At 70.9% G+C, this 18,365-nt stretch carries 14 protein-coding genes; 6 read left to right on the top strand and 8 right to left on the bottom strand.

Translation table 11 applies throughout. From position 1 onward, the window contains the following. Positions 1-2: 2 nt before the first annotated feature. Both ACFU8V_RS08655 and ACFU8V_RS08650 read right to left on the bottom strand, forming a co-directional pair. Positions 3-2,258 carry a heavy metal translocating P-type ATPase gene (locus ACFU8V_RS08655; protein ID WP_378870498.1) on the bottom strand — a complete coding sequence of 752 codons (2,256 nt, stop codon included), beginning with the start codon at positions 2,256-2,258 and terminating at the stop codon, positions 3-5. Next, positions 2,258-2,467 (bottom strand): heavy-metal-associated domain-containing protein, encoded by a 210-nt coding sequence (locus ACFU8V_RS08650; RefSeq protein ID WP_025103117.1) that lies wholly within the window; start codon positions 2,465-2,467, stop codon positions 2,258-2,260. Before ACFU8V_RS08650 ends, ACFU8V_RS08655 begins: the two co-directional genes overlap by 1 nt. 156 nt (positions 2,468-2,623) lie before the next feature. On the opposite strand from ACFU8V_RS08650, the gene ACFU8V_RS08645 reads away from it, so the two are divergent. Further along, positions 2,624-3,556 carry an HAD family hydrolase gene (locus ACFU8V_RS08645; RefSeq protein ID WP_378870495.1) on the top strand — a complete coding sequence of 311 codons (933 nt, stop codon included), beginning with the start codon at positions 2,624-2,626 and terminating at the stop codon, positions 3,554-3,556. A 15-nt stretch (positions 3,557-3,571) separates the two neighbouring features. Here ACFU8V_RS08645 and ACFU8V_RS08640 read toward each other — a convergent pair whose 3' ends face one another. The 5 genes from ACFU8V_RS08640 to ACFU8V_RS08620 all read right to left on the bottom strand — a co-directional run bounded on the left by ACFU8V_RS08640 (position 3,572) and on the right by ACFU8V_RS08620 (position 9,072). Beyond that, on the bottom strand, positions 3,572-4,456 hold the full coding sequence (locus tag ACFU8V_RS08640) for a formylglycine-generating enzyme family protein (protein ID WP_378871848.1): 885 nt from the start codon (positions 4,454-4,456) through the stop codon (positions 3,572-3,574). Positions 4,457-4,499: 43 nt separating this feature from the next. Continuing rightward, on the bottom strand, positions 4,500-6,833 hold the full coding sequence (locus ACFU8V_RS08635; RefSeq protein ID WP_378870492.1) for an arylsulfatase: 2,334 nt from the start codon (positions 6,831-6,833) through the stop codon (positions 4,500-4,502). A gap of 80 nt (positions 6,834-6,913) precedes the next feature. Next, complete coding sequence (locus tag ACFU8V_RS08630) at positions 6,914-8,257, bottom strand: hypothetical protein (protein ID WP_025103113.1); 1,344 nt, start codon at positions 8,255-8,257, stop codon at positions 6,914-6,916. 28 nt (positions 8,258-8,285) lie between these two features. Continuing rightward, positions 8,286-8,636: an SHOCT domain-containing protein gene (locus ACFU8V_RS08625; RefSeq protein WP_085607242.1), complete on the bottom strand. Its 351-nt coding sequence runs from the start codon at positions 8,634-8,636 to the stop codon at positions 8,286-8,288. Between the two features lies 1 nt (position 8,637). Beyond that, complete coding sequence (locus ACFU8V_RS08620) at positions 8,638-9,072, bottom strand: DUF6325 family protein (protein ID WP_378870488.1); 435 nt, start codon at positions 9,070-9,072, stop codon at positions 8,638-8,640. Between the two features lie 141 nt (positions 9,073-9,213). Here ACFU8V_RS08620 and ACFU8V_RS08615 point away from each other — a divergent pair, with 141 nt between their 5' ends. After that, positions 9,214-9,642: a DUF6325 family protein gene (locus ACFU8V_RS08615; protein ID WP_126893914.1), complete on the top strand. Its 429-nt coding sequence runs from the start codon at positions 9,214-9,216 to the stop codon at positions 9,640-9,642. Positions 9,643-9,654: 12 nt separating this feature from the next. On the opposite strand, the gene ACFU8V_RS08610 is transcribed toward ACFU8V_RS08615, so the two are convergent. Further along, positions 9,655-12,201, bottom strand: a complete 2,547-nt coding sequence (locus tag ACFU8V_RS08610) for a LuxR C-terminal-related transcriptional regulator (protein WP_238695638.1) — start codon at positions 12,199-12,201, stop codon at positions 9,655-9,657. An 88-nt stretch (positions 12,202-12,289) separates the two neighbouring features. Here ACFU8V_RS08610 and ACFU8V_RS08605 point away from each other — a divergent pair, with 88 nt between their 5' ends. The 4 genes from ACFU8V_RS08605 to ACFU8V_RS08590 all read left to right on the top strand — a co-directional run bounded on the left by ACFU8V_RS08605 (position 12,290) and on the right by ACFU8V_RS08590 (position 18,357). Then, the gene (locus tag ACFU8V_RS08605) at positions 12,290-13,420 is read left to right on the top strand and encodes an AI-2E family transporter (RefSeq protein ID WP_378870484.1); all 1,131 of its coding nucleotides are present in this window, start codon (positions 12,290-12,292) and stop codon (positions 13,418-13,420) included. A 120-nt stretch (positions 13,421-13,540) separates the two neighbouring features. Beyond that, the gene (locus ACFU8V_RS08600) at positions 13,541-15,220 is read left to right on the top strand and encodes a SulP family inorganic anion transporter (RefSeq protein ID WP_378870481.1); all 1,680 of its coding nucleotides are present in this window, start codon (positions 13,541-13,543) and stop codon (positions 15,218-15,220) included. Next, positions 15,221-15,892: a GAP family protein gene (locus ACFU8V_RS08595; protein WP_378870478.1), complete on the top strand. Its 672-nt coding sequence runs from the start codon at positions 15,221-15,223 to the stop codon at positions 15,890-15,892. A gap of 122 nt (positions 15,893-16,014) precedes the next feature. Then, positions 16,015-18,357 (top strand): arylsulfatase, encoded by a 2,343-nt coding sequence (locus tag ACFU8V_RS08590; protein ID WP_378870475.1) that lies wholly within the window; start codon positions 16,015-16,017, stop codon positions 18,355-18,357. Positions 18,358-18,365: the final 8 nt, after the last annotated feature.

The following is an 18,365-nucleotide window of genomic DNA, read 5'->3' as shown; positions in this document are numbered from 1 at the left end:
GTTCACGGGGTGTCCACCGCCCTGCTGCGGAAGGACCGCAGGCGGAGGCTGTTGCCGACGACGAAGACGCTGGAGAACGCCATCGCCGCACCGGCGAGCATGGGGTTGAGCAGGCCGAGCGCCGCCAGCGGGATGGCTGCGACGTTGTAGGCGAACGCCCAGAACAGGTTGCCCTTGATCGTGCCGAGCGTGCGGCGGGACAGGCGGATCGCGTCGGCCGCGCTGCGGAGGTCGCCGCGGACGAGCGTGATGTCGCTCGCCTCGATGGCCGCGTCGGTCCCGGTCCCCATCGCCAGCCCGAGGTCCGCCTGGGCGAGGGCCGCGGCGTCGTTCACACCGTCTCCCACCATCGCGACGACCTTTCCTTCGCCCTGGAGCCGGCGCACCACCTCGACCTTGTCCTGGGGCAGCACCTCGGCGATCACCTCGGTGATCCCCACCTCGCGGGCGATCTGCTCGGCCACCGCACGGTTGTCTCCCGTGAGCAGGACGGGCGTCAGTCCCAGCGCCCGGAGCTGCGCCACCGCCTCCGCGCTCGTGGCCTTGACCGTGTCGGCGACGACGAGCACCCCGCGGGCACGACCGTCCCAGCCCACCGCGATCGCGGTCTTGCCCTGGGCCTCCGCCTCGGCCTTGACCGCAGCCAGCCCCGCGGACAGGTGCTGCGACCAGTCGGCGAGCAACGAGGCGCGTCCCACGACGACGGCGTGGCCGTCCACGATGCCCTGGACGCCCCTGCCCTCGACGCTCGCGAACTCCTCGACGCTCGGCAGGGTGCCGAGCTCCCGGGTGGCCGCGGCCGCCACGGCCTGCGCGATGGGGTGCTCGGAGGCGTCCTCGAGGGCCCCGGCGAGCCGCAGCAGCTCCTCGCGCTGCACGCCGTCGTCGGTGTGCACCGCCGTCAGCGTCATGCGACCGGAGGTGACGGTGCCCGTCTTGTCGAGCACGACCGTATCGACCTTCCGGGTCGACTCGAGCACCTCGGGGCCCTTGATGAGGATGCCCATCTGGGCGCCGCGACCCGTGCCGACGAGGAGAGCGGTCGGCGTGGCCAGACCCAGAGCGCAGGGGCAGGCGATGATGAGCACCGCGACCGCGGCGGTGAAGGCGGCGGCAGCCGGGAACCCGGCCGCGAGCCAGGCCACGAGCGTGCCGAGGGCGATCACGATCACGATCGGCACGAAGATCCCGGAGACACTGTCCGCGAGGCGCTGCACCTCGGCCTTCCCGGTCTGCGCCTCCTCCACGAGCCGCGCCATCTGCGCGAGCTGGGTGTCGGCGCCGATGCGGGTCGCGCGGACGACGAGGCGTCCCCCGGCATTCACGGTGGCGCCGGTGACGACGTCGCCCTCCCCGACCTCGACGGGCACCGACTCGCCGGTCAGCATCGAGGCATCGACGGCGGACGTGCCGCCGACCACCACCCCGTCGGTGGCGATCTTCTCCCCCGGGCGCACGACGAACTCGTCCCCGACCCGCAGCGCGCTCGTCGGGATGCGCGTCTCGACGCCGTCGCGGAGCACGGCGACCTCCTTCGCGCCGAGCTCCAGCAGCGCGCGGAGCGCCGCACCGGCCTGACGCTTGGAGCGCTTCTCGAAGTAGCGTCCGGCGAGGATGAACGTGGTCACCCCCGCTCCGACCTCGAGGTAGATGTTCCCGGCACCGTCGCTGGGCGCGACGGTGAACTCGAACGGGTGCGTCATGCCGGGCATCCCGGCGGTGCCGAAGAAGAGCGCGTACAGCGACCACAGCAGCGCGGCGATCGTGCCCATCGAGATGAGCGTGTCCATCGTGGCCGCACCGTGCCGGAGGTTGATCCACGCCGCCTTGTGGAACGGCCAGGCCGCCCACACGATCACGGGACCCGCGAGCGCGAGCGACAGCCACTGCCAGTACGTGAACTGGAGCGCCGGGATCATCGCCATCGCGATGACCGGGGCGGTGAGCACGACGGAGGCGATCAGCCGCTGCCGCAGCGCCGTCAGCTCCGGATCCGGCTGCTCTCCGTCGGGCTGCGCTCCCTCCGGCGCGGGAGGCGCGGGGACGACGGCGGTGTATCCGGTCTTCTCGACCTCGGCGATGAGCACGGCGGTGTCGACGCCCGCCGGCACCGTGACGCTCGCCTTCTCGGTCGCGTAGTTCACGGTGGCGGTGACGCCGTCGAGACGATTGAGCTTCTTCTCGATCCGCATCGCGCACGACGCGCAGGTCATGCCGCCGATCTCCAGCTCCACGCTGGTCGCGGACGGGGTGTCCATCAGGACCGGACCGCCTGGTAGCCCGCCTCGTCCACGGCGGCCAGCACGGCCGTGTCGTCGACGGGGGCGGAGCTGCGCACCACGAGTCTCCCGCTCTGCGCGCTGACATCGATACCCTCGACACCGGGGATGCGCGACACCTCGTCGCGGATCGCCATCTCGCAGTGGCCGCACGTCATTCCGGTGACCTGGTACTCGCTCGTGCTCATCATGCTTCCTTTCCTCGGGATACCCCCCCGGGGTACTCCTTCGGCACAACCTTATACCCTCCGAGGGTATTCCCGCACGCCCGGCCGCAGCGGGACTCGTCCGCTCCGGGTGAGGCACGCTCGGCATCCGACGCCGCGCCTGGGAGGATCGCGGTCATGGACTCCTCACCTCTGTCATCCTGGCGGGACATCGGCACGCGGCGCACCATCGAGGCGTTCGTCGCCGCCGTGACGGACGGCCCTGACGCCGTCCCCGTCGACGAACGCATCGCGGTGTTCGACAACGACGGCACTCTCTGGTCGGAGAAGCCCATGCCCACCCAGCTGCACTACGTCGTCGAGCGCTGGCGCGAGGAGGCGACCCGCGACCCCTCCCTGGCCGACCGGCAGCCCTACCGCGCCGCGGTCACCGGTGACCTCGCCTGGCTCGGCACCGCGATCGACAAGCACTACGCCGGCGACGACTCCGACCTCGGCGTCATCATCCAGGCGCTCCTGGGATTGACCGATGGCGTGAGCGTGGAGGACTACGCCCGCTCCGTGGCGGAGTTCTACCGCACGGCCCAGCACCCGCTCCTCGGCCGCCCCTACGCCAAATCGGTGTACCGCCCGATGGTCGAGCTGCTGCGGTACCTCGAGGGCCACGGCTTCACGTGCTACATCGTGTCGGGCGGCGAGCGCGACTTTATGCGGCCGATGACCCAGGCGAACTACGGTATCCCTCCCGAGCGCGTGATCGGCTCGGCGCTCGGACTCGCCTACGACGAGAAGGACGCCAGCGTCCGCTACTCCTCGGCCCTGGCGTTCTTCGACGACGGACCGGAGAAACCGGTGCGGATCTGGAGTCGGATCGGGCGGCGCCCGCTGCTGGCGGCCGGCAACTCGAACGGCGACATGCCGATGCTCGACTTCGCGCACGGCGGCCCTCGGCCCGGACTCGCGCTGCTGATCCATCACGACGACGCCGACCGCGACGACACGCCCTACGACACGGGAGCGGAGCAGGCCCTCCACGCAGCCGCCGACCGCGGGTACACCGTGGTGAGCGTCCGCGACGACTGGGCGTCCCTGTTCCCCGACCCCGTCTGAGTCGGGGATCACCGGTCAGAGGGCGCAGCGGAACCCGATGTGGGTCATGGCGGTGTCCTCCGCCTGCGCCGATCGCGCCGCGGGGCGGTAGCGGAGGCAGTACTCCGGAGCGCACAGATGCGATCCCCCCTTGAGCACGCGGCGAGGGATGGGCGACCCGGGCTCGGAGGACAGCAGGCTCGCGCGTTGACCGGCGTCGACACCGACCGCACCTGGCGGCACGTGCCGGTGCGTCCAGAAGTCCACCGTCCACTCCCACACGTTGCCGATCATGTCGTGCAGGCCGTACCCGTTCGCGGGGAACGAGGCGACCGGAGCGGTGCCGATCCACCCGTCGGCACCGTCGTTCCGGTACGGGAAGGCGCCCTGCCAGGTGTCCGCCATGAGGGTGCCGTCCGGCTTCGTCTCCTGACCCCAGGCGAAGCGGGCGCCGACGAGGCCGCCGCGCGCCGCCCATTCCCACTCCGCCTCCGTGGCCAGGCGCTTGCCTGCCCACGCGGCGTAGGCGACGGCATCGGGGTACGCGACCTGCACGACCGGATGGTCCAGGCGGTCGTCGATCGACGAGGCCGGTCCGAACGGGTAGCGCCAGGACGCCCCGGGCTCCCACCGCCACCACTGCCGCCAGTCGCGCAGGTCGACGGGGCCGCGGGTCGGCGTGAACACCATGGCGCCGGGGACGAGGTCGTCCGGATGCACCCCGGGGTAGTCGGCGGGGTCCATCGGCCGTTCGGCGATCGTGACGTAGCCGGTGTCCTCGACGAACGCGGCGTACTGGCGGTTCGTCACGGGGTGCTGATCCAGCGCGAACGCCTCCACGCGCCGTTCGTGGACGGGGCCTTCCTCCGGGTAGAACTCGTCCGACCCCATGAGCAGCGTTCCGCCGGGGACCTCGATCATCGCCGTCATGCCCTCATGCTAGGCCGCCGCCCGCTCCGCGCGGTCACTCGCGCGACAGCATCGCGGCCGCCTCGAGCTCCATATCGAGATACTGCTCCGCGCTCACGTCGACCGCCACGCCCAGGAGCGTGCCGCCGGTGAACGGGAACGGGTTGGCGTACTGCGCACTCACCGGGTCGGCACTGTCCCACCCGACGCAGAGCCCGTCGCCGCAGAGCGTGAACTTCCCGACCTGGGCCCGCATCGGACCGGACGCCACGGCGCGATCGTCGACGTACAGCGTTGCGGTGCCGACGGACTCGCCGTGCTCCCCCGCTCCCTCCCGCACGAACTCCACGCCCAGGGTGTGCGGGCCGGGGGCGAGCTCGTCCGAGGTGAACGACTGCTCCGGCGGGATGCCGAGGAAGTTGTACACGTAGACGAGCCTGTTGTCCTTGAGGAACAGCGAGTGCCCGCCGAAGCGGGAGCCGTGCGCGAAGAGCACTCCCTCGGCGCCCTGCTCCAGGATGACGTCGGCGATGATCTTGTAGGAGCGCCCTCGGACGTTCACCGCGACGCTCTCCGGCACCGCCGCGGTGCCGGGGAAGTAGACGTACCGCTCCCGGGGCGCCTCCGCCTGGGGCCGAGGGACCGTGAGGATCTCGCGGGCCGACCGGTCGTCGAGCGGAAGGGCGAAGTTCGCCTCCGCCTCCGCGAACCACGCGGCGATGAGCTCCTGCAGCTTCTCCGGGTGCGTCGCGGCGAGGTCGTCCGACTCGGAGCGGTCCTCCGCCACGTGGTACAGCTCCCACACGTCGTCGTCGAAGTGGCCCTTGCCGCTCAGCGGAGCGTGCACCGCCGCCGCCTTCCAGCCGTCCTTCCAAATGCCCCTGGTGCCGAGCATCGAGTAGTACTGCACGCTCTTCCGCGTCGGCCCGTCCGGCGCGGCGTCGAAGGAGTACTTCATCGAGACGCCGTCGAGCGGTCGCTGCGGCACTCCGCGGTAGGACTCCGGCATCGCGATGCCGATCACGTCGAGCACCGTCGCCACGACGTCCACCGAGTGGTGGTACTGGTGGCGCAGCTCCCCCTTCGCCGCGATCCCCTTCGGCCAGTGCACGACCATCGGGTCGCAGGTGCCGCCGGAGTACTGGGAGTACCGCTTGAACATCTGGAAGGGCGTGGAGAACGCCGCCGCCCACCCCGTCGGGTAGTGGTTGTAGGTGTCGGCGGACCCGAGCGTGTTGATCATCGCGAGGTTCTCGGCGAGGTCGTCGGGGTAGCCGTTGAAGAACTTGTTCTCGTTCACGGAGCCGTCCGGCGATCCCTCCCCCGAGGCGCCGTTGTCGGCGCAGTAGAAGATGATCGTGTTGTCCAGCTGCCCCGTCTCCTCCAGGTAGTCCACGATCCGGCCGACCTGGGCATCCGTGTACTCGGAGAAGCCCGCGAAGACCTCCGCCATCCGCGCGAACAGCCTCCGCTCGTCGTCATTCAGCTCCGCCCACGGGCGCACGTGATCGGCCGGGTTCGCCGCTTCCTCCGGCAGCGGGTTGAACGGCGTCATCTGCGTGCCCTCCGGCAGCACGCCCTTCTCGATCATGCGGGCGAGCACCCACTCGCGGTAGGCGTCGTAGCCGTCGTCGAACGCCCCTTTGTACTTATCGATGTACTCCTGCGGCGCGTGGTGCGGCGCGTGGTTCGCGCCAGGGCAGAACCACATGTACCAGGGCTTCGAGGGATTCGAGGCCTGCTGGTTCCGGATCATCGCGAGCGCCTGGTCGGCGAGGTCCTTCGACAGGTGGTAGCCGTCCTCCGGGCGGTACGGCTGTTCGATGAAGTGGTTGTCCTCGACCAGGTCGGGGTACCAGTTGTTGGTCTCCCCGCCGAGGAAGCCGTAGAAGCGGTCGAAGCCGAGTTGCAGCGGCCACATCGAGCGGCTGCCCCCTGGCGCGATGTCCTCCTCCGGGACGTTGTGGTTCTTGCCGAGCCAGAACGTGCTGTACCCGTTCTCCTGCAGCACCTGTCCGATGGTCGCGCACTCGGCGGGGAGCCGCCCCGCGAAGCCGGGGAAACCGTTCGTGCCCTCCATGATGACGCCGGCGCGGTTGACGTGGTGGTTACGGCCCGTGAGCATGGTGGACCGCGTGGGAGAGCACAGCGCCGTGGTGTGCCACTGCGTGTAGGTGAGACCCCCGGCGGCCAGACGGTCCATCGTCGGCATCGCGATGCGGCCGCCATACGGCGACCACGAGGCCAGACCGGTGTCGTCATACAGCACCACGAGGACGTTCGGCGCTCCGTCCGGCGCCTTCCGCAGCTCGTACGGCGACCAGTCGGGTCGGGCGTCGCGGACGTCCAGCGTGATCTCGCCCGAGAAGTCCGCGTTGAATTCCGACATCGTCTCTCCTTCGCTCAGGGCGCGTCCGCGCTCTCCTCGGCCTGAGTCTTCCGACCCCGCGTGCGTGCCGACAGGGGCCCTCACCCGCCCCGGGTGATCTCCGCGTCGCTCGCGTCCGCGCCGACGGCGGCGTCCTGCCCCTCCGGCGCCGTGGCGGGGCCCGGCCGTCGCAGCAGCTCCACGAGGATCGTCAGCACGAGCACGCCGATCGCCACGCCGAGGACGGCGCCGAAGGTGACCGGACGCGTCGCCAGGAGGATGAGCACCCCGATCGCCATCCCGGCGATGAGGATCGCGCCGCGATAGCGGTCGACCGCTCTCCCGAACCGCCCGGTGGAGAGCCCCCGTGCCTCCGCCGTCTCGCGCAGCGCCCCGAACCCGCTCTCCGTGACGCCGCGCACCGTGCGCGCGCTGCGGCTCGACCCGGCGAGCCAGGCCCACAGCGCGATGAGGACCCCGACCAGAGCAAGCGCGACGATGGTGGACCCGAGGAGGGCCGTGAGCTGATCGAAGAGGGATTCGGCCGCCGACGCCGTCATGATCGACGGGCTGACGGCGCTGACGAAGAACCCGCGTCCGATCCCCATCCCGGCGGCGAGGAGGAGGAAGACGACGGCGAACCCGGCGCTCGTCCAGAACAGCGCCCGCGGCCGGTTCACCGCGAGCAGCACACCGAGGACGACGAGACCGAGCACGACCCACGGCAGCCAGAAGCCCGCCGTCACCGCGATCTGGTAGACCGTGCGGACCAGCACCAGGGCGTCGGCCTGCACCACCGGGATGGTGCGATCGATCACCGGGATGAGGTCGGCGACCCCGGCCCCACGCTCGGCCAGAGCCTCCTTGACGCGTTCGACGACCGCCCCCACGTCCACCGAGAGGACGTCGTCGCTGAGGTCCAGCGCGGTGCCGGGCTCGTCCTGCAGGATGGCGACCGCGCGCTCGTGGGTGAAGCGGAGCGTCTCCGCCCAGATGTCGGCGAACTGCTGCGACGACACCACCTCGTGCACGACGCCGTCGATCAGGGACGACAGGCCGGAGGCGGCCGGCGCTTCCAACAGTCCGAGGGCGGCGGCGGCGCGCGGCGGGAGGTCGAGGGCACGCAGGCCGTCGAAGAGCTCGCCGACCACCGCATCCAGGTCGACCTGCTCGTCGATGGCGGCCGTCACCTGATCGGCGACGAAGTCCTGCACGTCCGGATCCTCGGCCAGCGGGGCGAAGGTCGCGACGAACCGGTCCGCGTCGACGAGCTGCAGCCGCGCCCATGTCCCCATCGCCGCGATCGGCGCGAGGAGCACGGCGACCACGAGCACGATCCCGGCGATGATGCTGCGGGCCGAGATCCGGCGTCGAGGGCGTCGGAGCGCCTCGTTCTCCTGCTCCAGCGCACGCAGCCGTGCCCGCAGGTCCTCGATCTCGCTCATCGCCGCCTCGTCTCGATCGTCGCGACGCTCAGCTCAGCAGCTTCTGCTTCGCGGCCGTGAACTCCTCGTCCGTCAGCACGCCGGAGGCCTTCAGCGATCCGAGCTCCTGCAGCTTGGCGATCAGGTCGTCCGCCGCTGCGGGCGGCGCGGCCGGCGGGCTCGTCGGCGGCGCATACTGCGCGGCCGCGGTGCGGGCCGCATCGTCCATCTGGGCCTGTTGCTGGGCGGCCTCGTACTGCTGCTGCTCGTACTCGCTCTGTGCGCGGCGCTCCTGGTGCCGCATCGCGGCTCCCTGCACCGCGGTCGCCGTCCCGGCGACCACCGCGGTCCGCGCGGCGAGACCGATGAGCCCCGGCCGGCCGAATCTCCGCAAGGGCATGTCATTCACCTTCCTGTTCGAGGATGTCCATCACCGCGTTCACGACGGGTGCCGGAACGCGCTCGCTGCGCAGCACCTGGCCTCCCGCGGCGGCCACATCCTGGGCGAGGGTCCGGGCGAACAGGAGCTCCAGGACCACGACCGCCGCCGACCGTCCCGGCGGCACGACCTCCGCCAGGGCGCGGACGTCGTCCTCGCTCGCGAGCCCGGCGACGATCGGCTCGAGGCCGTCGAGGACGGCAGTGCCGTCGTCCTCGACGACCTCGAGGATGTCGAGATCCCGCTCCGCCGTCCGCGTCACCAGCACGAAGTCCAGCACGCGCACCACGCCCTTCGACACCAGGTCGGTCAGCGCGCCGAACGTGGACGGATCCGGCCGATCACCGTCGAAGCCCACGAGATAGAACTCGACGGGCCCGAATCGGAACTCCTTCATGTCGCCACCCTTCATCCGCGGTCCAGAATGGCACCGCCGTCGTCGCCCGCGCGCCGGTCCTCACCCGCTCCGGGTGAGGATTCGGGACTCCCTCTCCGTGCGGCTGTCACCATCGGAGGACGGGACGAATCGAGGGTGGCTATGAGGAGCCGGGTGCTGGGCGACGTGGCGTTCGTCGTGGTCGAGCTCCGCAGCGCACACCCGGGACCGCCCGTCCTCGAACCGCTGCTGCGTCAGGTCGAGGACGGCACGCTGCGCGTGCTCGACTTCCTCATCGTCCGCCGCGACGCCGCCGAGGGGCAGCGCATCACGGAGGTCGACGGCGACGACTTCTCGCTCGCCGGCCTGCCCCTGTACGCACCGGGACTGATCTCCCTCGACGATGTCCGGCATTTCCTCCCGTGGGTGCCTCCCGACGCCGTCGCGGCCGTCATCCTCGTCGAACAGCGCTGGGACGTCCGCTTCATCCGCGAGGTCGAGGACGCCGGGGACCGGATCCTGGCGACACAGGCGATCCCCTCCGCGGTCGCGAACGCCGCACTCGTCGCCACCCTCGGTGTGCGCCCCTGACGCCGTGCCTGCTCACACGGTCGCGTGGACGGCCTCCCGCCGGGACGAGACCCCGAGCTTGCGGTAGATCGCTCGTTGATGCGTCTTCACCGTGTTCACCGACACGGAGAGCTCCTGGGCGATCTCCGGCAGCGTGCGCGCCGTCTGCATCTGGTGGAAGACGTCGCGTTCCCGCTCCGACAGCCGATCGGTCACGGAGCCGACCGCGTCGACGGCGAGGCATGTCTCGATGAACTCCTCGAACTGCGTGCCGTGATGCACATGCGCCTGCAGCAGCCGGCGCACCGCGACCTCGCGCGGGCCGAAGAGCACGACGAGGTTCTCCGCGGACGCGACCGAGAGGGCGGCCTCGCACAGGTCATGCGCGTCCTCCTGGTGCCCCGTCGCCCTCCGGAGCGTGGCCGCGGTGATCAACGTGGCGGCTTTGACGTACGACAGCTCGGACGCACCCCGCAACGACCGCAGCATCTCCAGCGCCGCCGCATGCTCCTCGGCGCGACGCAGGATCCCGGACAGGGCGACGCCCACGAGCGGGAGGTCGGTACCGCCGGCATACTTCTTCGCGATGCGCAGTGCGCGCTCCCTCCGCCCCACCGCCTCTTCGAGCAGGGCCACCGACGACTCCCGGAACGCCGGCCACTCCACCCCCTGGACGACGTCGATGGGGAGCTCCTGCACGCTGATGGCCGCTCGGCGGCAGATCGCGGGGTCTCCCGTGAGCGCGGCGGCATAGGCTCCCATCATGCGTGCATGTCCGGCCAGATCGCGGCCGGACGCGGCTTCCTCACGCGCCGCATCGAAGATCCGGACCGCCTCCTCCGCCTCGCCCGACCAGTACGCCACCCACCCCGCGGCGGCCACGGCGCTTCCGCGCGCGAAGGTGTTCCGCGGAAGAAGAGCCTCCCGGGTGGTCTCGGCCTCGGCGAGCACGGCCGCGGCCTCCGTGAGCCGGCCGGAGGTGGCGAGGCCGTAGGCGAGATGTCCGACGGCGCGGGACGTGAGCTCCCGATCGCCGGCCTCCCTCGCCTCGCGCGCCGCCGCCGAGAAGTACTCGATCGCGAGGTCCGGCGATTCGCGATTGCGCAGCGCGGTCCACCCCAGCAGATGGTTGAGCGCCACCCGACCGCCGTACATCCTGTCGTCCTCGGCATCCAGCAGCGCACGGATCTCCGGACCGGATGCGGCCACCTCGACGGACGACTCCGCGAGCAGCAGGCGGACGATGAGCAGGACGGCGGGGTCGGCCTGCCCCGGCGTGCGATCGAGGAGTGCCTCCGCCCGTCGACACAGCTCCCGCGCGACGCGATGGTCCCCGAGGACGTCGCTGGCTCCGGCCCGCACGAGCAGCAGGTGCGGATCATCCGGGTTGTCGCGCAGGAGAGCCGTCGCCGTCCGCTCCACGTCGACGGCCGAGGAGCCGACCACGAGGCCCAGCCAGTGCCGCAGGAGGATGGCCCTGGCACCGGCCCGATCCCCGGCGCGCCGCGCGTGCGTCACGGCGGCGATCGGATCCGTGTGCTCCAGAGCACGAGCGGCCCGGCGGTGCACCGTGGCGAAACGCGCCGCATCCGTCCGCGCGAGGTCGGCGCACCGACGCGCGAACGCGGGGTGCCAGCGGTACGTCGGGCCCTCCGGGCCGTCGAACCGGTCGAGGAACAGCCCGAGCCGAACGCAGGTCTCCAGGAGGTCGGCGGCGTCGTCTCTCGCCGTGACCTGTGCGGCGGTGTCGGGCGTGAGCTCCGCGCAGGCCGTCCCCTCGAGGACGAAATCCGCGAGCGCGGGCGGCAGCGCGTCCAGGACGTGCTCACGGATGTACGCGCCGAGGAAGGACGAGGCCGTCGACGCCGGGCTCGACGGCAGGGAGCCGCCGACGAGGACCAGCCGCACCGCGATGGGCCAGCCCCCGGTCTCGTCGCGCACCGCGGCCGCATCGAGCCCACCGGGCGCCGACCGCGTCAGACTCCGGATCTCGTCCGCCGAGAACCGGAGGGTGTCCACGCCGACGAAGGCTCCCGGGTTCATGAGGCGGTGGCGGGACAGGGTGACCTCGATCAGGGTCGTCCCCACCAGGAGGAGCCGCAGTCCGTCCGGAGGCTGGTCGGCCAGGAGCCCGAGGAGACCATCGCTCCACGCCTCCCCGGCACGGTGGGCATCGTCGACGACGAGGTGCACCGGGTGCTCGGCGTCCTGGAACGCCGCACAGATCTGCCGGTAGGCGCGCACCGGATCCTCGATGTCCCGCGGCGCGGCGAACACGCGCCCCGCACGCTCCCCGGCGAGCGCCAGCGCGTTCAGGACACCGGCGGTCAGCAGTGCGGGGTCGTCGTCGGACGCGCTCAGCGCGAGCCAGGCGACGTCGTCGCGCGATGACGCCCAGGCAGCGACGGCGGTGGTCTTTCCATAGCCGCTGGGCGCGCTGAGGACCGTCACCCCGTCCGCCTCGATGGCAGCCGCGATCGCCGCGGTCACACGTTCCCGCGGCACGACGCCGATGGGCGTGGCGGGCGGCCGGAAGCGCATCGCCGGTCCCGGCCTCGTGGAACGTACGGGAGGCGACATGGCAACACGAAACCACGCGTCCGCGCCCCCTTCCAGGGGGCGGAGGCGCAATCACCCGGATGAAAGTGCGGCGGGCTACGCTGGCCGCGTGACCTCGCTCCCCACTCCTCCGCACTCCGCAGCGGACCACGCGCCCTCCCCTGCTCTGCGCACCCTGCTGATCCTGGCGGCGAGCGCGATCGTCCTCGCCGGGATCTCGCTGGCGCGCGAGGTGTTCGGCCCGCTGGCCCTCGCGATCGTCATCGTGGTGATCTGCGAACCCGTCCGTCGTCCCTTCCAGCGCCCCGGCCGGCCCGCCTGGATCGGGACGACCGCCGTGATCGTGCTCGCCTACGTGATCCTGCTGGCGATGGCGGCGCTGCTGTGGCTCGCCGGCACCCAGTTCGCCCGGCTCGTCGGCGACCTCGCATCGCAGGACGGCCTGGTGCGCGCCGCCGATCAGATCGTCGCCTGGCTGCAGTCCCTCGGGCTGGACCAGGAGGCGGCGGATGCCGCGGCCTCGATCCTCGACCCCGAGACGCTCCTCGGCCTGGCCGGGAGCCTGGGCAGCGCGGTGCTCGGGGTGGCGACAGCGCTGTTCTTCGTCTGCGCCTACATCATCTTCCTCGCCGCGGACGCCGCCCGCTATCGGACGGCTCCGGCCCTCTTCGGCGCCACGCACGGCCCCGCCCTGCAGCGCATCGCCCGGCTGCAGACGGGGGTCCGTCGCTACTACGTCGTGAACGCCGCGTTCGGCGCCGTCGTGGCCATCGTCGACGGTCTCGCCCTGTGGTGGATGGGCGTCCCCGCCCCGGTGGTCTGGGCGATCCTCGCGTTCGTGACGAACTTCATCCCGAACATCGGGTTCGTGCTGGGGCTCATCCCGCCGGCGATCCTGGCCTTCGTGGTGGGCGGCTGGCCACTGCTGCTCGGTGTCATCGCCGTGTACTGCGTGGTCAACGTCGTGCTCCAGGTGCTCGTCCAGCCCAAATTCGTCAGCGACGCCGTCGACCTGAGCCTGACGCTGAGCTTCTTCTCCGTCATCTTCTGGACCTTCGTGATCGGCCCGCTCGGCGCCATCCTGTCGATCCCGCTGACCCTGCTCGTGCGCGCCGTCGTGCTGGAGGGCGACCCGGGGGCGACCTGGGCGCGCTGGGTCAGCGGCGACCGCACGGCCGTCCCCGAGCCCACGCCGGAGCCGACCGCGACGCCGACCCGGCGCCGGTTCCGCCGACGCTGACGCCGCTCCGCCGGCACCGCACCGCGAAATCACCAGGGCGAGGTTCCCCGCCGCTCTGGTCGTCGCCGTCCGACGATGCCATCGTGAAGCCGGACACCACCGGCGACGAAGGGAGAGCGCATGCCGCGTCCGCTCGCGGGCCTGACCCGACGCACCCTCGTGACCGAGCTCACCGCGGGGGTGACCCTCCTGGCGATCGCCATCCCGCTCAACATCGGCTACGCGCAGATCGCCGGGCTCCCCGCGACCGCCGGACTGTACGCGCTGATCGTCCCGACCGTCGTCTACGCGCTCGTGGTGTCGTCGCGCCAGCTGGTCGCCTCCCCCGATGCCGCCGCCGCGGCCCTCGTGGCCTCCTCCATCGGCGGTCTGGCCGTCGCCGGCAGCGCCGACTACGCCACCCTGGCCCTCGCCCAGGCGATCCTCTGCGGCGGGATGTTCGTGCTGCTCGCCGTCTTCAAGCTCGGATTCCTGGCGAACTTCCTCTCCAAGCCGATCCTCGTCGGCTTCGTCGGCGGGCTGGCCCTGGACATCATGATCAGCCAGATCGCGAAGATGCTCGGGGTGAAGATCGACTCCGGAGCCGAGTTCGTGGACAAGGTCGTCGCGTTGGTGACCGGCCTCCCCTCGCTCAACGGCTGGTCCGTGCTGCTCGCCGCCGTCTCCGTCGCCGTGCTGCTCCTCGGACAGCGCTACCTCCGTGCCGTTCCCTGGGCACTGATCGTGCTCGTCGCGACGACCGTCGTGGTCGTCCTCACCGGCCTCGACGGACGGGGTGTGGATGTGCTCGGCGAGGTCCCCGCCGGCCCTCCCGCGCTCACCTGGCCGATCATCGACTGGTCGCTGTGGCTCGCTCTCGTCCCCTCCGCGATCGCCCTGACCCTCGTCACCACCGCGGAGGGTCTGCTCGTGTCGCGCTCCTACGCCGAGAAGCATCGCTACCCGTTCCACGCCAACCGCGACCTGCTCGCCTTCGGCGTCGCGAACGTCGCCGCCGGCGCGCAGGGCAGCTTCGCCGTCGGATCCTCGACGTCGCGCACCGCGGCGATGGACCAGGCCGGCTCGCGCACCCAGCTCCCGGCGCTCGTGCTCGCCGTCGGGACGCTCCTGCTGCTGCTCTTCGGCACCGCGCTGCTCGCCGACATCCCCTCCCCGGCGATCGGCGCCATCGTCGGCGTCGCGATCATCCCGCTCCTCGGCATCCGCGACTTCATCCGCCTCTGGCGCCTCGACCGGTTCGAGTTCGTCATCGGTGCGGTCTGCTTCCTCGCGACCCTGTTCGTCGGTTCGATCGCGGGAATCCTCGTGGCGTTCGTGCTCGCCCTCGTCAACCTCGCGCAACGCGCCTCGCACCCGGCGATCGACGTGCTGGAGACCTCCGGCGACCCCGGCGAATCCCTCCTGGAGGACGCTCCCGCCGGCACGACGACCGCGCCGGGAGTCATCGTCGTCCGGCTCGCGGCACCCCTGTTCTTCGCCAACGGCGCCGTGTTCTCGGCCGCCGTGAAGGAGGCGGTCCGCGCCGCAGGCCCGTCCGCCGTCCAGCACGTCGTCGTCGACATGGAGGCGGTGACGGACGTCGACGTCACGGGCGCCGAGGCCTTCCAGGCGCTGCGGGAGTGGCTCGACACGCAGTCGATCTCCCTCGCCTTCAGCCGCGTCCGGCCGAACACGCTCCGCCGCCTCCGCTCGCTGGGGATCCTCGACCGGGAACCGGTCTACGCGACCAACCGCGCCGCCATCACCGAGCTCGCGCCGACCGATGCCGCTTCGCCGGCTCCGAACAGGAAGGGCAGCTGAATGGGTGCCGTCATCGGGGAGATCCTCCCCCTCGCCGTGGGCGTCGCGATCAGCCCCGTGCCGATCATCGCCGCGATCCTCATGCTCCTGTCCCCGAAGGCGCGGGTCACGAGCGTCGGATTCCTGCTCGGCTGGATCGCGGGCATCGTCGTGGCGGTCGGCCTCTTCACCGTGCTCTCGGCGGTGCTCCCCGAGGAGGATCCGGATGCCTCCCGCCCGATCCGCGGCGTCATCCAGCTCGTCCTCGGACTCCTGCTGCTGGTGCTGGCGGTCGGTCAGTGGCGCAAGCGCCCGAAGGCGGGGCAACCCGCGGCCCTGCCGTCATGGATGAAGGCGATCGACACGATGTCGTTCGGCACGGCGCTCGGACTGGGGTTCCTGCTGTCGGCGGTGAATCCGAAGAACCTGCTCCTGGCCGCCGGAGCCGGGGTCGACATTGGGGGCGCGGCGCTCGACGGGGGGTCCACGATCCTCGTGATCGCCGTCTTCACCCTGATCGGGGCGTCGACCGTGCTCGTGCCCGTCATCGGCTACCTCGTCGCCGCCGCACGGTTGCGCGCCCCGCTCGACGCCCTGCGCGGATGGCTCGCCTCCGAGAACGCGGTCATCATGGCCGTGCTGCTGCTCGTGATCGGCGTGTCCCTGATCGGCAAGGGCATCGGCAGCTTCTGAGCGCGCCGCCGCCGCACCATCGAGATCACCCGGATGAACGCACCGCGGGACCCGTGACCCCAGCCCTGACCCGGCAGTACTGTGCGGGGAAAGGCGGTTCGGCAGAGATGAAGGAGATGGACATGGCCCGTGACTTCCAGGGCAGAATCGAACTCGACGTCCGCGATTCGGAGGCCGACTGGGAGGCGTTCCTCCCGGCGAAGCCCCGCGAGGGAGCACCCAACGTGCTGGTCGTCCTCTATGACGACACCGGCATGGCCGCCTGGTCCCCGTACGGCGGACGCATCAACATGCCGACCATGGATCGCCTGGCGCAGAACGGTCTGACGTACTCGCAGTGGCACACGACGGCGCTGTGCTCCCCCACCCGCTCGACGTTCCTCACCGGACGCAACCACCACCTCAACGGCTTCGCGACGATCTCGGAGTCGTCGACCGGCTTCCCCGGCTACAACTCCCACATCCCCGACTCGAACACCACGATGGCCCACGTCCTCCGCGACGCCGGCTGGTCGACGTTCTGGGTGGGCAAGAACCACAACGTCCCGATCGACGAGTGGACGGCCGGCGCGTCCAAGAAGCACTGGCCGCTGGCGCAGGGGTACGACCGCTTCTACGGCTTCATCGGCGGCGAGACGAACAACTGGTATCCGTCCCTCGCCGAGGACAACCACTACATCGACCAGCCCTACCTCCCCGAGGACGGCTACCACCTCTCGAAGGACCTCGCCGATCGCGCGCTGTCGATGATCCGCGACGTGAAGCAGACCGAGCCGGACAAGCCCTGGTACCTGTGGTTCTGCCCCGGTGCGAACCACGCGCCGCACCACGCGCCGCAGGAGTACATCGACAAGTACAAGGGCGTGTTCGACGACGGCTACGAGGCCTACCGCGAGTGGGTCCTCGCCCGGATGATCGAGAAGGGCATCGTCCCGGAGGGCACTGAGCTCACCGCGCTCAACCCGATGCCGGAGGGGACCTTCTCGCAGACCGATGAGGTGCGTCCCTGGGACTCGCTGAACGACGAGGAGAAGGCGATGTTCTCGCGCATGGCGGAGGTCTACGCCGGCTTCAGCGAGTACACGGACGCCCAGGTCGGCCGCATCGTGGACTACCTGGAGGAGTCGGGGCAGCTCGACAACACCCTCATCATCTACTGCGCCGACAACGGCGCGTCCGGCGAGGGCAGCCCGAACGGCTCCGTCAACGAGGGCAAGATCTTCGGCGGGTACCCGGACGACGAGGCCGAGAACCTCCGCCTCGTCGACAAGCTGGGCTCCCGCGACACCTACAACCACTACCCGACCGGATGGGCGGCGGCCTTCTCCACGCCCTACAAGATGTTCAAGCGCTACACGTACCAGGGCGGCGTGTGCGACCCGCTGGTGATCCACTGGCCCGCCGGCATCAAGGCCCGCGGCGAGGTGCGTCATCAGTACCACCACTCCACCGACATCGTGCCGACGATCCTCGAGGCCTGCGGCGTCGAGTTCCCGGAGGTCTACAACGGCATCGAGCAGACGCCGCTCTCCGGCGTCTCGATGGCGTACTCGTTCGATGCGGCGCCGGAGGCGCCGACGGCGAAGGAGACGCAGTACTACGAGATGTTCGGACAGCGCGGCATCTGGCACGACGGCTGGAAGGCGGTCACGGTGCACGGTCCCGTCAGCGGCAAGGGCCACTTCGACGAGGACGAGTGGGAGCTGTACCACACGGACGTGGATCGCGCCGAGGCCGTGAACCTCGCCGCCGAGCATCCGGACAAGCTGGAGGAGCTCAAGGCCCTCTGGATGCAGGAGGCGAAGGCGAACGCGGTGCTCCCGCTGAACGATCTCCAGGTCATCGGCAATCCGAAGGACTTCGAGACGTTCGTCGCGATGGAGTTCCATCAGCCCGCGCCGCCGTCCGGCCGGTTCGTCTACTACCCGGGCACCAGCGAGGTGCCGGAGCGGTCGGCGGCGAACACCCACGGCGTCTCCTTCAAGATCGCCGCGGAGGTCGAGTTCACTCCGGAGACCGAGGGCGTCATCTTCGCGCACGGCTCCCGGTTCGGCGGACACGCCCTGGTGGTCAAGGACGGCCAGGTGCACTACGTCTACAACTTCCTCGGGATCCCGCCGGAGGACCGCATCTCGGGACCCGCCCCGACCTCCGGGAAGCACATCATCGGGGTTGAGTTCGTCAAGGAGGGCATGGGCGAGTACCGGGAGGGCGTCGGACCCGCGCGGCTCTACATCGACGAGGAGAAGGTCGACGAGAAGCAGATCCGCACGGTCCTCGGTCACTTCTCGCTCTGCGGCGAGGGCCTGACGATCGGGCGGGACAGCGCCGACCCGGTGTCGTCCCTGTACGGCTACGGGTTCGACTTCCGCGGCGGCCACATCGCACAGGTCGTGTTCGACATCGCCGACGACGCCTATCTCGACCTGGAGGCGCACCTGGCGGCCGCGATGGCCCGCGACTGACGACCCCG

The sequence above is a fragment of the Microbacterium sp. NPDC057658 genome (assembly GCF_042799975.1).
GTDB lineage: Bacteria > Actinomycetota > Actinomycetes > Actinomycetales > Microbacteriaceae > Microbacterium.
The sequence above is the reverse complement of the archived record's forward strand: the minus strand, read 5'-3'. Positions and strand labels throughout refer to the sequence as shown.

Bases quoted from the DNA above. Each gene is read 5' to 3' on its own strand.
- ACFU8V_RS08640 (WP_378871848.1), bottom strand. From the start codon at position 4,456: ATGATCGAGGTCCCCGGCGGAACGCTGCTCATGGGGTCGGACGAGTTC.
- ACFU8V_RS08625 (WP_085607242.1), bottom strand. From the start codon at position 8,636: ATGCCCTTGCGGAGATTCGGCCGGCCGGGGCTCATCGGTCTCGCCGCG.
- ACFU8V_RS08595 (WP_378870478.1), top strand. From the start codon at position 15,221: ATGGGTGCCGTCATCGGGGAGATCCTCCCCCTCGCCGTGGGCGTCGCG.
- ACFU8V_RS08590 (WP_378870475.1), top strand. From the start codon at position 16,015: ATGGCCCGTGACTTCCAGGGCAGAATCGAACTCGACGTCCGCGATTCG.
- ACFU8V_RS08655 (WP_378870498.1), bottom strand. From the start codon at position 2,258: ATGGACACCCCGTCCGCGACCAGCGTGGAGCTGGAGATCGGCGGCATG.
- ACFU8V_RS08635 (WP_378870492.1), bottom strand. From the start codon at position 6,833: ATGTCGGAATTCAACGCGGACTTCTCGGGCGAGATCACGCTGGACGTC.
- ACFU8V_RS08645 (WP_378870495.1), top strand. From the start codon at position 2,624: ATGGACTCCTCACCTCTGTCATCCTGGCGGGACATCGGCACGCGGCGC.
- ACFU8V_RS08610 (WP_238695638.1), bottom strand. From the start codon at position 12,201: ATGTCGCCTCCCGTACGTTCCACGAGGCCGGGACCGGCGATGCGCTTC.
- ACFU8V_RS08615 (WP_126893914.1), top strand. From the start codon at position 9,214: ATGAGGAGCCGGGTGCTGGGCGACGTGGCGTTCGTCGTGGTCGAGCTC.
- ACFU8V_RS08650 (WP_025103117.1), bottom strand. From the start codon at position 2,467: ATGAGCACGAGCGAGTACCAGGTCACCGGAATGACGTGCGGCCACTGC.
- ACFU8V_RS08600 (WP_378870481.1), top strand. From the start codon at position 13,541: ATGCCGCGTCCGCTCGCGGGCCTGACCCGACGCACCCTCGTGACCGAG.
- ACFU8V_RS08620 (WP_378870488.1), bottom strand. From the start codon at position 9,072: ATGAAGGAGTTCCGATTCGGGCCCGTCGAGTTCTATCTCGTGGGCTTC.
- ACFU8V_RS08630 (WP_025103113.1), bottom strand. From the start codon at position 8,257: ATGAGCGAGATCGAGGACCTGCGGGCACGGCTGCGTGCGCTGGAGCAG.